The 14351-nt window shown below is 54.7% G+C and carries 8 protein-coding genes and 1 pseudogene; 3 read left to right on the top strand and 6 right to left on the bottom strand.

Translation table 11 applies throughout. The features are described from left to right. Window positions 1-12: 12 nt before the first annotated feature. From GM154_RS15415 to GM154_RS15395, 6 genes and pseudogenes are all read right to left on the bottom strand, one after another. Window positions 13-1554 (bottom strand): chemotaxis protein CheW, encoded by a 1542-nt coding sequence (locus tag GM154_RS15415; RefSeq protein WP_074826555.1) that lies wholly within the window; start codon window positions 1552-1554, stop codon window positions 13-15. A gap of 23 nt (window positions 1555-1577) precedes the next feature. Next, window positions 1578-2636 (bottom strand): methyl-accepting chemotaxis protein, encoded by a 1059-nt coding sequence (locus GM154_RS26000; protein WP_374940325.1) that lies wholly within the window; start codon window positions 2634-2636, stop codon window positions 1578-1580. Between the two features lie 39 nt (window positions 2637-2675). Continuing rightward, a pseudogene (locus GM154_RS25995) lies at window positions 2676-3143 on the bottom strand (methyl-accepting chemotaxis protein); the annotation flags it as partial. A 704-nt stretch (window positions 3144-3847) separates the two neighbouring features. Further along, complete coding sequence (locus tag GM154_RS15405) at window positions 3848-7831, bottom strand: EAL domain-containing protein (RefSeq protein ID WP_219652692.1); 3984 nt, start codon at window positions 7829-7831, stop codon at window positions 3848-3850. An 85-nt stretch (window positions 7832-7916) separates the two neighbouring features. Beyond that, window positions 7917-8573 carry a response regulator transcription factor gene (locus GM154_RS15400; protein ID WP_219652691.1) on the bottom strand — a complete coding sequence of 219 codons (657 nt, stop codon included), beginning with the start codon at window positions 8571-8573 and terminating at the stop codon, window positions 7917-7919. Between the two features lie 15 nt (window positions 8574-8588). After that, window positions 8589-10655 carry a PAS domain S-box protein gene (locus GM154_RS15395; RefSeq protein WP_219652690.1) on the bottom strand — a complete coding sequence of 689 codons (2067 nt, stop codon included), beginning with the start codon at window positions 10653-10655 and terminating at the stop codon, window positions 8589-8591. 386 nt (window positions 10656-11041) lie between these two features. Here GM154_RS15395 and GM154_RS15390 point away from each other — a divergent pair, with 386 nt between their 5' ends. The 3 genes from GM154_RS15390 to glgA all read left to right on the top strand — a co-directional run bounded on the left by GM154_RS15390 (window position 11042) and on the right by glgA (window position 14292). Then, complete coding sequence (locus tag GM154_RS15390; RefSeq protein WP_010798360.1) at window positions 11042-11185, top strand: hypothetical protein; 144 nt, start codon at window positions 11042-11044, stop codon at window positions 11183-11185. A 64-nt stretch (window positions 11186-11249) separates the two neighbouring features. Continuing rightward, window positions 11250-12371 (top strand): mechanosensitive ion channel family protein, encoded by a 1122-nt coding sequence (locus GM154_RS15385; protein WP_219652689.1) that lies wholly within the window; start codon window positions 11250-11252, stop codon window positions 12369-12371. Between the two features lie 346 nt (window positions 12372-12717). Beyond that, window positions 12718-14292 carry a glycogen synthase GlgA gene (gene glgA, locus GM154_RS15380; protein WP_258019859.1) on the top strand — a complete coding sequence of 525 codons (1575 nt, stop codon included), beginning with the start codon at window positions 12718-12720 and terminating at the stop codon, window positions 14290-14292. Window positions 14293-14351: the final 59 nt, after the last annotated feature.

The raw sequence follows: 14351 nt of genomic DNA, 5'->3' as shown, positions 1-14351 counted from the left end.
AGCACCCTTCCCTTACGCGACGCTCGACAGGGCGCTAAGCTCCTGCTCGCCCAGAAGCTGACGCGGCTCGACAAGCTGGATCATGCGCTTCTGCTTAGGCAGATTTGCCACGCGACCAAACAGGCGCTGCTGTTCGCTCGACAGGGCCGGTGCAGGCTCGATAAGGTTGCGTGAGATTTTCAGCACTTCAGCGACCGAATCCACGATAAAGCCAGTGCGTAGGTCATTGATGACAAACACCATGATGCGCTGGCGATCATTGTTCTCAATACTCGGCAATCCGAAGCGGCGGCGCTGATCGATTACCGGCAGCACAACGCCACGCAGGTTCATGACACCCTCGACAAAGGAAGGCGCCTTGGGTACATGCGTCAGGTTTTCCGGAACGCGAACGATCTCCTGGACGCTGTCGATGGGTACGCCAAACTCTTCGTTACCCAAACGGAACACCACCAGTTGCTCTTCGTCGTCGTTATCAATCTGATCGAGCAGCTCTTCGTCCACGCTCGGCTCCTTATCATTCGTATTCAAAACACGTTGCACCGACTGGTGCTGGAACAAGCGCTCTGCTGACACGACGGAGACCAGTCGCTTGCCATTTTGCAGGCGGCATAAACCGGTCAGCTCCGCCATGTTCTGGTCTCGCGCCAGCATTGGCGGCATGGGCTCAACCTGAGAGCCGGGCACTCGCAAGACTTCATTAACACTATCGAGAATGATCCCAACCGACACTCCGGCGAGACTTACCACCAGGATGCGGCTGCGCTCGTCAGTCTCCTGACTGGGCAAATGGAACATCTCGCGTAGCGATACCAGAGGCAGCAGGCGCTGACGCAGCGTCATGACACCGCGTACATGGGACGCCGTCTTGGGTACAGAGACGATATGCTCGGGAACCTGGACGATTTCCTGAACATCCTCGATCGCGATACCGTATTCCTGACTGTCTACGGTAAAGCTGACCAACTGAAGCTCATCACTGTCCTCATCCTCATCGGCGGTGTCAGGCAGAACGGACATGCTGCTGGCCATGACGGTACGCTGGAGCAGACTGTTCTCGCTGAAGCTGTCTCGGATCAGGGCCTGGAAATCCAGGATCATTACCAGTTCGTGGCCGCCAACCTGCTTGAGCAGCCCTGTCAGGAGGCGAGTGTTGATCGTGGACTGGACATGGCTGACCGGCTCGATCTGATCGTCTTCCACCATAATGACACTGGCAACACGGTCAACCACGAAACCCAGCGGCTGGCCCAAATTGAGCACAATGGCGCGGGTCGAATCATCGGCATCGCGGGCTTCCATGTTGAACAAGGTCCGCAGGCAGATAATCGGCAACACGTTACCGCGCAGGTTGGCCAGACCGTTCAGGGCTGGCGGTGTTAGTGGTACACGGATCACCTCTGGTACACGGATGATTTCCTGCACAGGCAACATCTCGACCGCGAACACCTCCTCACCGACGGTGAACGTTACGAACTGATGCCCTTGAGCCAGCTCGTCGTCATCTCCCTCGCCGCGTACGACGAGGGCTTCATTTGCAGTTGTTTGAGTCATCTCGATCCCCTCACTTCAGGGATTTAGGCGCTTTGCAGCTCATCAGCCAGGGAGGCAATTTCTTCAATGGCGGCGGACAGCTCCTCAGCACCCTGCGACTGCTGCTTGGCAGCAGCGGCGGCTTCCTGAGCGGCGTGCTCGGCTTCCTGGGCGGCGGCAGAGATCTGGTCGATACCGGATTTCACTTGGGTGATGCTGGCGCTGATCTCTTCGGCAGATTTCAGGATGTCGGAAGAACCCACTTCCACACTGGCGATGTCACCGGCCATGCTGTCCAGGTTGCGGGTAATCACCGTTGCCTTCTGAGCTTCTGCCAGGGCAGCGCTGATGATTTCTTCCAGGTCGCGACCCACTACCCCGATCTGGTCCTGAACAGCCTTCACCAGATCCTTGATGCGGTCAGCGTTCTCAGCGGAGTCATGGGCCAGGTTACGGATATCGGTCGCCACGACGACGAAGCCTTTACCGAACTCACCGGCTCGGGCCGCTTCGATAGAGCCGTTCACGGCCAGCATGTTGGTCTGGATGGAAACCGTGGTAATCGCGTCAACAATCTTGTCGATCCGGCGGGAGATCAGCTCCAGATCCTTGATCTGGCTCAGGCTGGCACGAGTCGCTTCGATGGACGACGTCACACCATTGACCATGGCGTCGATGTTGCCCTTGTTGGCCCCCATCAGCGTCTTGATGGCAGTCGCCTTCTCCAGGCTGGCCGTTGCACGGCCTTGCGCCAATTCCAGACCTTTTTCGATCTGAGTGACCGCTGCAGCGGACTCTTCGGTAGCAGCAGCCTGCGTTTGTGCGCCTTGGCGGATCTGGTCGATTACCAGAGAAATCTGGCTGGACGCACGATTGATCTCCTGAACAGCCGAAGACAGCTCTTCAGCCGCTGAGGCAACCTCTTCGGCGCTTTTGCTGACATCAGTTGAGCTCTTCAGCTCTTCAGCCAGCTCTGAAAGACTCTGAGCGGCCTGCTCGCACTCAGCCAGGGCCTGGGCCTGCTCGTCTACCGTCTTGGCGGATTCCTCGGCCGCGGCGGACTGCTGCTCGGCAGCGGAGGCAATGGAATCTGCACCGCGCAAGGCCTGTTGGGCAGCAGCGCTGCTTTGAACAGCGCCCGCGGCGATGTCCTGCGCACCTTTTACAATTTCTATGCAATCCAGACGAATCTGTTCAAGCTGCTGGGTGATGGTGCCACCCTTCTCTACTTCGGTCTGGATGGTTTCAGCGGAGCGGTTAATGCCCTGGGCAATGTTTTCCACGTCATGCTGGATCTTGCCGACCATGTCGGAAATCTGCTTGGCACTCTTCTCAGAGGTTTCTGCCAGGGTGCGGACTTCGTCAGCCACTACGGCAAAGCCTTTACCATGCTTGCCTGCACGGGCGGCTTCAATGGCAGCGTTCAATGCCAGAAGATTGGTTTGGTCAGCGATACGGCCAACAGCCTTGACGATCTCGCCAATGTTAGCGGCCTGCTGTTTAAGCTCAGCGACGCGGTCAACCGAGCCGGACTGACGCTCTGCCGCAACACGAACGTTGGCAATGAGCGCTACTACGTCAGTATTGACCGCTGCAGCCAAGCGCTGCATGGCCTCGGATTTTTCCTGGGCAACCGCAGCGCTTTGCTGCTGAAGCTCAATGGATCGGCCTACGATCTCGAAAGCTTTTAGGGACTGCTGAGCAGCGCCGGACGCTTCCTCTGCACCGCTGGCGATTTGATCGGCAGCACGCTTGAGCTCTTCTGCAGCAGAAGCGGCTTCATTCACGCCTGTAGACAGCTGATTGGTCGCAGCAGCAATACGTTCAGCTGCCTGCTGCTGCTTGGCCAGTGTGCGGGCGCGCTTGCGCTGTGCCTCAGCATCACGGGCAACGGTACGGGATACGACTTTTTCAGCCGCGGCGGAAGGCGTGGTGGGTTTCTTGACCAGGGCCATGAAGGGGTCCTCAACTACGAGCGATGGTTTCATTGATAAATGGATGCATACGCAGCTGGGTGGCTCCTGCTCACTCCAAAGCGTGCGGCCTGTCTGATGTAGGCCGAAACACTTCGGCTCGCCTGACATCCACGGCACGACTATTTAACCGTCGTCAAGTAATTGAAACTATCGGGCGGAACCTGAGATAAGACGCTCGCTTTTCCTAGGAAAAAACCTGAAATATCTAAGCCACCAAGCGGCTAAAGTTTCAGGATGAATGGCAGAATCAAAGGGCAGCAGCGACGAAACCTCCAAAGAAAAAGCCGCTCTTCTTGGAAGAGCGGCTTTAAACATGCAAGACGAATGGACTAGGCAAATCACCTAATGGCAATGTGCTCTCGTTCGAATACGACAGCGGCTACCGGAGGGCTGATCAGAAATCCCTGCATCTGGTCGCAGTTCAGCTCTTCTAGCAAATGCTGTTGATCCAACGTCTCGATGCCTTCAGCGACAACGGTCATGGATAAAGCGTGTGCCATTTCAATGACACTTTTGACGATTGCCCGATCAGACGCACTGCTAATTATTTCATTGAGAAAGCAGCGATCGATTTTCAGCGTGTCAGGTACAAAGGAACGCAGGCTGCCCAGCGTGGAATATCCGGTTCCAAAATCGTCCACTGCAATCCGAACGCCTAGGGCTTTCAGACCATTGATGATGGCGCTCGACTCGCTGCCAGGCTCAGGCATAATAGATTCGGTCAGCTCCAACTCTAGGCAGTCTGGCTCGATTCCATGACGCTCCAGGCTTGCACTGATCTGTTCACACAAACCCGGTTGCAATTGCCTAAATGACAGGTTCACAGCCATTACAAAGCGGTCCAGCCCTCGGGACTGCCATTGCGCCAACTGCGCCAGTGCCTGATCGATGCACCATAGCCCAACAGGTACGATCAGGCCGGTTTCCTCAAGCAACGAAATGAAGCGTAGCGGACTCAACAACCCATGGGCCGGATGCTCCCAGCGAATCAAGGCTTCCGCTCCACATATCTCTTGATCAGCCATACTCACTTTGGGCTGGTAGTACAGCACAAACTCTTTATGCTCAATGGCGCGACTAAGCTCTGCCTCGAGTTTGAGCGTATCGAAGCTATGCTTGAGCAAGCCCTGATTGAAGAACTGATGGCCGCTGCGTCCCGATTTTTGCACTGCGTACACGGCGGCATTGGCATTTTTGACCAGTTGCTCAGCCGTTTCACCGTCCGATGGATACTGAGCTACACCAATGCAGCCTGTTAGTCGTATCGACTCAGCACCAAGCGGGAAATGTTGCTCAAGCGATTGCAGCAAAGCGTTGATGACTTCGTGGACAACCGCCATTTCCCCTTCTCGGCTCAATAGCACCGCGAACTCGTCATCGGCCAGGCACGCTAGATATCCTCTGGTTCCCAAGACTAACTGAAAACGCTCGGAGATCTGGTTGACCAGCTCATCGCGCAGGCGTTGTCCCAGGCATTGTTGGACCCACTTGATACGGTCAAGCGCGATAAACAGTACCGAGAACTCACGGTTACCTTTCGCAGCCTGAGCGCACTGCTCCTCCAGGCGTTTATGAAACATGACCCTATTGGGCAGCCCGCTCAAACTATCGAAATGTGCAGCTGCATAAAGCTGCTCCTGGTAAGTACGGGCCTCAGTAACATCTTCGGCGATCCCGACGATACGAGCGACCTCCCCCTGAGCATTTGGAAAAGGGAAAGCCTTATTTCGTATCCAGAGCAGATTGCCCTGCGCATCGATTGAGCGGTACTCCGCTTCGGCAGACTGGTGACGCCGAATCACCTCGTTATGGAACTGCTCAACCAATGGTTGATCATCCTGATAAACCAGGCTGATCCACTGTGTGGCGTCCTGGTAAAGCAGCTCTGGCGAGTGTCCCCATATCTTCTGAAAGGCAGGGCTTACATAACTGATCTTTTCCCGAACAGTGTCATAGACCCAAAAGACATGAGGAAGAAACTCCACCATTTCCCTGAATCGCGCCTCACTGTCCTGAAGCTGTATCAAAAGATCCCGCTGAAGGCCGATATCCATCAGCGAGCCTGCAAAGCGTACCAATACATCCCCTTCTCGCTCGGCCTTGCCACGGATTCTGAACCAATGCCACCCCCTGACTGTATTCAGGCGCAGTTCAAGATCGAAGGGCTCATCCTCTACCAGATGCTCCTTCAGGGCAGATGCCAGTGCTTCGGCGTCATCCGGGTGAGCATGGTCAATCAGCCATTGGGGAAATGGCTGTTCGCCTTCAACAGTCTTACCAGTCAACTCGATAAAACGCTCTGACAGATAAAGCACCTTACGCTGCGGCATCCATTCCCATAAGCCGTCGTTCGATCCGTCATAAATCAACTTAAGACGCTGAGCCTGGATATTCAGTGCCCGCTGTAAACGGTCTGTCTCAGTAACATCCTCATGGACGATCAGAATCTGTTTCCGCTCGGTATCCATGAGCAAGGCATACATGTGAAACGCACGAACCTCTCTGCCCAGATCCATTCTGAACTCCAGGCTGAAGGGGTCGCCTTCACCGTCCAGCAGCGAGGTGAGCTTGGCCAGTACCGTTTGAGCCATTACATCACCCCGCTGGGCCATGGTTGCACAAAACTCCAGATAGTTCGCCCCCGTATTTGGCCACTCCCAGCGCGAGGGATTCGTATCGATGAAATGGGTCCAGGCCTGGTTAACAGTAATGACACTGCCAGATTCATCCAGCACGCATACCAGTTGTGGCAGCGCATCAAGGATGGCGCGCGTGAAAACCTCTGCCTGGATCAGACGTTGCTCTCGCTGCTTCTGAAAGGTTATATCCTGCATGCATCCGACCAGAAGTCCCTGAGGATGGGCTTTAGGCCGAAGCACGACGCCTGCGAATTGAAACGCTCTCCAGGCCTCTGATCGACCCATAACCTTCAGGCGCGCGGAAACACTCAAAGCGCTCTTGCCTTCGGTCAGATCCAGCAAGGAAGAGACCAAGCCCAGTCGATCCTCTGGGTGAATGTGCCTCATCAGCTCATCCTGATGCGAGCCGCCGGCTTCCATAGGGATTCCTGCAAGCTGTACCGCCTGTTCAGACAAAATGAGTTCACGTGTCGACAAATCGAACTGCCAGTCGGCAAAACGTCCGATTTCCTGAGCCAGGCGTAACCGCGTCTCGGTTGTCTGGCTTTGCTGCACGCTGGCCACATCGGAGCTGATATCGCTGAAAAATACGGTAATGCCGTTAGGGCGCGGGTAGGCGCTAACGCGATGCCATTGCTGGAACGGTTTGAAGTAAAACTCGAAGTGACGGGGAAAGCCTGAGTACATCACATCTCGATAAGCGGCTCCGAGTTCACGATCCTCCTCGTCAGGATAAAGATCCCAGATGTAAGAGCCCACCAGATCTGTGCGTGATCGCCTGAGCAGCACTTCGGCCATGTCGTTGACCTGGATGAAGCGCCATTCCTGATCGAGGCGGTACACCCCCTCATCAAGGTTATTCAGTAATGCATCGAATTCATCGTGAGCAGCCTGGAGACTTTTTGCGTTCTGCTGAGCCTCCGTAACATCCCATGAAAACGTCAGCAGTGTTTGAATCTCTCCTCTCGGCCCTCGAACAGGCAGAATGAGCACATCCCACCATTTCGGGCTGCCCGAGAGCGTGTTGCACAGCCCCATGAAACGTCCTGTCGCGCCAAGACAGGCCTGATCAAACGCGTACCGCGCCTGCTCAGCCCATTCATCCTTCCAGAAACTCAACCACTGGGCGCCATGAATCGACTCGGCATCACAAACATCCATCAATGCCCTGCCCGAGGCGTTTATGCTCAGCAGTCGCCCGTTGAGATCAATTTCCTTCAGGCAGACGTCAGGCTCCTCGGTCAATATCGTGCTGAACTGGGTAAGAAGATGATTACGAGCCTGCAATTGGCGGACAGTGACGTTCAGGCGCGCCACATGACCCACCAGGGAAATGACAGAAACGACCAATCCACAAACGATAACGAGATGGACATCGACGTCGAACGGATGAGGATCAATCACATACCAGACCAGACAGCCTGCCAGAGTAACCAGCGCGCAGGTGCCCAATACCTGCCAGAGCAACCGCTTCAGGGCCGCCAGCACAAGGACGCAACCCCAGACAAGGAGCGCAGCCTCAAGCTGCCCCATACTCAGGCATAGCAGGCTGAGGACAGCAGCACCCAGGCAGAGCGCCCATGAATGGGTCACCGAAAACGAAGCAGCCCTATCGCCGGTTGCAGGATGGCGCGCCAGGTACTGTTCCAGAAAGCGATCGGCCTGGGAGGAAAGCGAAGACATAGGACACTCTTTTAATAGTCAGTGACTTAGTGTGCGAAACCCACCCTTCTCTGACTATCAGGAAATTCCCTAGGTCAGCTCGCTATCAGTCGTCAGGGCTGATCAGGCCTTTACGTACGGCATACAGGACCAGTGAGGGCACATCATGTAAATCAAGACGATCCATGATTTGGGCACGATGCGTATCGACGGTTTTCACGCTCAGCCCCAACCCTTGGGCAATATCACGCGTTGAACAGCCACGGGCTATCAACCGCAGGATTTCCGTCTGCCTTGGGGTCAGGACCGAGCTGCCGCTACCGCTCTCTCGGGGCCGCCCCTCAACGATAGCCGACTGGATGACCGTCTGGGCAATGCCAGGACTCAAATAAGACTCGTTGCGAGCCAACGCTTGCAATGCCAGATCAAGCTCCTGTGCAGCAGCGTCCTTTAGCAGGTAGCCACGTGCGCCCAGACGCAAGGCCGCCAGGACATAATCCGGTGTAGCATGCATCGACAACATAAGAATCTGAACATCAGGATATTGCTCACGCCACTGACGCAAGGCATCCAGACCACTGAGGTGCTTCATGCTGATATCCAGCAGGAGGATGTCAGGTTTGTGATCCCGAAGAATGGCTTCTACCTCCGAGCCATCACCTCCCTCAGCCACAACCTCATAGCCGGGTTGATCCTCTACCAGAGACCGCAGTCCCGCCCTGACCAAGGCATGATCGTCAATGAGCGCTACACGTTTTACCAAACCTTATTCCCCTTATTACAACGAATCAGAGACAGGCAGCACCGCTGCGATACGTGTGCCCAACCCCGGTATGCTTGAAATTCGGACGCTTCCCTTCAACGAAGCTACACGCTCATGCATGCTGGTCAGTCCAAGGCTTCGAGCCTCCTGAGAGGCTTTACCCACATCAAAGCCGCATCCGTCATCCAAGACTTCCAGTCTCAGCTGCCCAGCGTCGTGGCTCAGGTTGATCCTGACAGAAGCCGCTTGTGAGTGCTTGGCAACATTATTGACAGCTTCCTGAATGAGCCTGAAGGCAACGACCGATATATTGGCTGACAAGTTGTCCAGCCTGCCCTCGACGTTTAGTTCCCACTGCGTGTGTGCGGCGCCCAGAAATTGAGAGAGATGCCAGCGCACGGCTGCCTCCAACCCCAGGGTCTCAAGCTGGAGTGGATGAAGGGACAAGGAAAGACTCCTGACCTTGGCCAAAGCATCATCTACACTCTGGCTGAGATCGGTGGCCAATGTCCTGATTTCCGACCCATGGTCAAGTTTGCGTACAAGCCGCTGCAGATGCAGTTTGATTCCCGTTAGCTGCTGACCGATGTCATCGTGTAGGTCACGAGCCAGCTGCCGGCGCTCAAGCTCCTGTACCTCGATTAGTCGCTGAGACAGACGTTGTAGGCTCTTGTTGGCTGTTTCAAGATCGTGACGCATCTGGGATGCTTGGCTGATATCGCGGATCAGCAATTGCACATCCCGCTGTCCATGCTCTTCAAGAAGGATTTCAGCCAGTTCAGCCTCAAACACCGATCCATCCAGGCGCAACAGTTTCATATGGCGAAACGATTGCTCCTGCGTCAGGCCTTTATGTAAGGCATTCAACCGATCCACTTCACGGTCCCGGTAATCGGAATGAAAACACTGGCTGATATCGAGCGCGTTCAGCCCGGCGCCAGACTGTCCACCAAACATATGACAGGCCGCATTATTGGCATAAGTAACACGTCCCTGACGGATGATTAGAACGCCTTCCGGAAGGCTATCGATCATATGCTCATAACGCTTCTGCTGCCGGGCCAGCGCCTGCTCCGCTATCTTGATTTCCGAAACGTCGATAAACGTACCGAATAGTGCTTTAGCGTGGCCCCGTTCGTCCTCCAGTACATGGGCACGCTCAAACACATGACGAAGCTCACCATTTCCACGTGTAACCCGGTATTCATGGGTCGTCTGTCCGGCGGCTACTGCTTCCTGGTAGACCCTGACCATACGTGCGCGATCATCCCGATGAATAAGGGACAGAAATCGCTCGAAGGTAAGCTCATCCTGCTGAGGATCCAGATCGAGGATCGAATAGAGCTCAGGCGACCAATGAATGGCATGAGAAACAAGATCTCGTTCCCAGTAGCCCATCATGCCAATGTGTTGCGCCAACTCAAGCTGCTTCAAACTATGGGCCAGCTTTTTTTCGAGTTCGAAATGTGCGCTGACATTTTGCGCCATCAGCAGTCCGTAAGGCTCATGCTTGAAAATGTGTTCATGACAGAGAACATCCACATCCAGGGCAGCTCCCGATCGGCATACATGCCTGCGAATCCCTGATAGTTGCTGGCTTGCGACCCCAGGATTATGAGAAAGAGCAGATAATTCGTCCTTTTCTTCCGGGGCATATAAATCAATGACTTTCAACTGGGCGAACTGGGCAGCACTGTATCCATAAACTCTGCAGGCGGCCTCGTTTGCTTTAACAATCGCAAGGCTGTTCTTATCGTAGAGCCACATCGGTGCAGGGTGTATTTCGAAGAGAGCCCTGTAATCCCCTTCTGACTCGCTAATCAGGCGTTGGGTATGGATAGCAATCTGGGTTAGCCGCTTGGTAAACCACCACCCACTGATTGCCGTGAACAAAACGAATACCAGCGCCCGAAAGGTGTAGCTCCACTCCGGCAGCTGCAAATGCTTGATAAGCATCGATGTGCCGATGATCCAAACAATACTCAGAACGGAGTAAATCAGCACCAGACGCCACGGGGCGGACAACAAGGCATTCCGTGAAGAAGAAACACGATTAGCGATATCGGAGGCACGCATAAACATCAGTCGGCAAAGCACCTTTTATCTTGGTACGCACCTCCCTTGAATCAGGGAGTTTCTTTAATTTTTAGCACTAAATTGCCGTTTGGCTATTTCAACAGGCACCATTGCCTAAAGCTTTAATTCCACTTCGGTTTATTAACTGCTCTGTCGCGTGCTGGTGACTGTTTTTGATGCCTGTCTTGAATACTTCATATGGTCAGGAGGGCCGCTTAATATAAGCTACTAATGGGCTGGTATTATTAGCGAATAATTACCGCTCAGCTGCTAAAACCGCTCTAACTGGGCAGCTGGGGAACCAGAACCCGAGAAGCCCAGTCGGAATTGACAAGCGCTGAATCATCAGCGCGACCAGGTCCAAGTTCCTTGCAGCATTGAGGTGAGATGCCATGATGATCATCGATATCACCCGCAGCTATGCGCGCAATGTGTCTGCTGTGGCACGTATTCAAACTATTCAAGCCGCTAACGACGCTGATGCCGGTAGTGTTGATAACACCCCCCTTCCGCCTGAAAGTCCTACTTCGCTTTAAACCCACCGACTGAATCAGCCGATAAAGCCGCGCTTCGCGGCTTTTTGATTCCTAAGGACTCTGGATGATGTCCATCGACTGGTCGACATTTCTCTCCTCTCCGTGGCTGGCTACTCTGGTCGCGGCATGTGTTTCGATGGCGATCGCCAGTATTGCCGTACTGGTTATTTCTACTGTACTTAAACGAATCGCGCGCCCTTTTTTGCTGGCCCAGACACTGATCCGCTACTCCGAGCGCCCTGCCCGCCTGCTGATTCCGCTGATAGCTTTGCAAGGTGTATTGGGTTCAGCGCCTGATACCCTGCCCCTGATTGGTGGCTTTAGGCACCTGACGGCTCTGATCACAATCGCTGCGTTTACCTGGCTGGGTTTACGGTGCGTAAAAGCCATTGGCGCGACCATTTCCATCCGTCACCCGGTCAATATCGAAGATAACCTTCGCGCCAGACGCATTCAGACCCAGACGCGCGTCATGGTGCGCAGTCTGGGTTTTGTCGTATTTCTGGTAGGCCTGTCATCCATGCTGATGACGTTTCCCGAGGTCAGGCAAATCGGCGCCAGTCTGCTCGCTTCCGCTGGTGTGGCCGGTATTGTAGCGGGTATCGCGGCACGACCTGTATTGGGCAATCTCATTGCCGGTCTGCAGATTGCCGTGACCCAACCCATTCGGATCGATGATGTTGTGATTGTCGAGGGGGAATGGGGCCGGGTTGAAGAGATTACCGGAACCTATGTCGTGGTACGGATCTGGGATGATCGTCGCTTGGTAGTACCCCTGCAGTACTTTATCGAGAAGCCTTTTCAGAACTGGACCCGCACCAATTCCAGCCTCATGGGATCGGTCTTCATGTGGGTGGACTATTCGCTTCCGATGGAGCCGATACGCGCTGAATTGGAGCGTGTGTGCAACGAAGTGCCCCATTTGTGGGATGGCCGTGTGTGCGTCTTGCAAGTTACGGATGCTTCGGACAGAGCCATACAGCTACGCGTCCTCGTTACCTCTCCAGACTCGTCCAAAAATTGGGATCTGCGCTGCCATGTACGTGAGCGCCTGATTGCCTTCGTAAATCGGGAATTTCCGGAGTGTTTGCCTCAGCTGCGTGCGGAAGTGGGTACGCAAATCAAACGGCCCCACTCAGGATCCGACGAAATGCACAACACGCCAGCTAGACAGCCTGAAATCTGAATTTAAGGCGATTACGCAGAGTACTGTCGCGTAATTGTAACGATCTTCGCTAAAGCTACAGGGGCGTGCTTTATTTCCAGCCCACCAGAAGCGGCACGGTTCTAGCACGTTCGTCAAATGTGCATACCCAACCAGGAAACTTAGGCGAGCTGGCGCAGGTCATCTTTTATGCAGACTGGACTATCGGGCGCAACCTTGCAATGCCCTTTGTCCAGTCCCTTACAGGGGGACGTCGCCAGGGGGCTGTAAGCAGCATGGCTGTGGACGTTTTTGATCGGTATGTCGGCTTCGACGAGAAGCGTTCATTGGGCAAACCTCAGTCATTACTGCTTTTTGGGAGCGCAATATGGCAAATGCCGTTGTGGGGAAATTTGAAACGCTTGTAGCTGCGAACTCAGCAGAAGTGCGCAATGCCAATCGCTTCCCTACTCAAACCGACGAGCGCCAGCTCAAGCTGAGCTCAGTCGTTGAAACACGTAAGCGTATTTTGTTTGTAACACCCGAGATTACCGATTTCGTAAAAGCTGGCGGCCTGGGAGAAGTCTCCGCTGCCCTGCCACGCGCGTTGTCCTCTAAGCATGACGTCCGGGTTCTTATTCCCGGCTATCGTCCTGTCATGGATGCCATCCGTGACGAAATGCAGATTGTCGGACGTATTCCGGCTCTGGCTGCCATGCCTGCCTGCGACATCGCCCGTGTCGATCAGGAAGACGGTCTCGTGATTTATGTGCTGGTCTGCCCCGAACTCTACGAGCGTCCGGGTACGCCTTATGCCGATACCCATGGCGCTGACTGGGTCGACAACCACATCCGCTTTGGTCGACTGGCTTCAGCGGCAGCGGATCTGGCAGCAGGCACAGCGTCTATTCGCTGGTGCCCTGATCTCCTGCACCTGAATGACTGGCAGACAGGCCTGGCCGCAGGTTATGTGCAGTGGCGCGGACTGAAAACACCGTCAGTGATGACCATTCACAACCTGGCCTATCAAGGTGTGTTCCCCCGTTACTGCATGGCAGACCTCGGTATCCCGGCCGAAGCGTTTTCCATTGACGGTCTTGAGTATTACGGCAAGATCTCCTTTCTCAAGGCAGGCTTGAGCTACGCCAGTCACATTACGACGGTAAGCCAGACTTATGCCAAGGAAATCACCACACCCGAGTTTGGTTGTGGGCTGGAAGGTCTGCTTCAGGTCAAGGCCAAGCAGGGCAAGCTGTCCGGAATCCTCAACGGAATCGACGAGGGCTGGGATCCTTGCAATGACCCGCATTTGTGCCAGAGCTTTTCTCCCTATGACTGGGCAGGCAAGCGGGCCAATGCAGACCGTATCCGTGAAGATTTTGGTCTTGAAGCCTCTGAAGGCCCTCTGTTCGCAGTCGTTTCCCGCTTGGTGCACCAAAAAGGTATCGATCTGACCATTGAAGCAGTTGACCACATCGTCTCTCGCGGTGGCCAATTGGTGATCATTGGTTGCGGAGAGCCTGCGGTCGAGCGCGCAGTGAATGAGCTGTCCAAGCGCTACAAGGGTCGTGTTGGCGTACACGTAGGTTTCTGTGAGACCGAAGCTCGCCGCATGTTCGCAGGCAGCGACTTCCTGTTGATGCCCTCTCGCTTCGAGCCTTGTGGCTTGAGCCAGATGTATGCGCAGCGCTTTGCCTCTCTGCCGATTGCACGCCGTACAGGTGGTCTGGCAGACAGTATCGAAGACGGTGTTACCGGTTTCCTGTTCGACAAGCACACCCTGGAGAGCTACACGAAGTCCATTGATCGTGCGTTCGAAGTGTTCGAGCGTAAGGATCTGTTGCAAGCCATGCGTCGACGCGCCATGAATGGCCCGTTCTACTGGTCTCAGAGCGCTCAGCCGTACGATGAGCTCTATCAATCGCTGCTTTCTAAAGTTCGTCAGGAACAAGCTGCGATCTGATTCAACTTTAGCGCCATCTTTCTGGTCATAGAAAGAACACTCCCGCCTTCATGGCGGGA

The organism is Pseudomonas sp. MAG002Y (assembly GCF_019400845.1).
GTDB lineage: Bacteria > Pseudomonadota > Gammaproteobacteria > Pseudomonadales > Pseudomonadaceae > Chryseomonas > Chryseomonas luteola.
The sequence above is the reverse complement of the archived record's forward strand: the minus strand, read 5'-3'. Positions and strand labels throughout refer to the sequence as shown.

Coding starts and splice junctions, on each gene's coding strand:
- GM154_RS15415 (WP_074826555.1), bottom strand. CDS start 1,554: ATGACTCAAACAACTGCAAATGAAGCCCTCGTCGTACGCGGCGAGGGA.
- GM154_RS15405 (WP_219652692.1), bottom strand. CDS start 7,831: ATGTCTTCGCTTTCCTCCCAGGCCGATCGCTTTCTGGAACAGTACCTG.
- GM154_RS15395 (WP_219652690.1), bottom strand. CDS start 10,655: ATGTTTATGCGTGCCTCCGATATCGCTAATCGTGTTTCTTCTTCACGG.
- GM154_RS15390 (WP_010798360.1), top strand. CDS start 11,042: ATGATGATCATCGATATCACCCGCAGCTATGCGCGCAATGTGTCTGCT.
- GM154_RS15385 (WP_219652689.1), top strand. CDS start 11,250: ATGATGTCCATCGACTGGTCGACATTTCTCTCCTCTCCGTGGCTGGCT.
- glgA (WP_258019859.1), top strand. CDS start 12,718: ATGGCAAATGCCGTTGTGGGGAAATTTGAAACGCTTGTAGCTGCGAAC.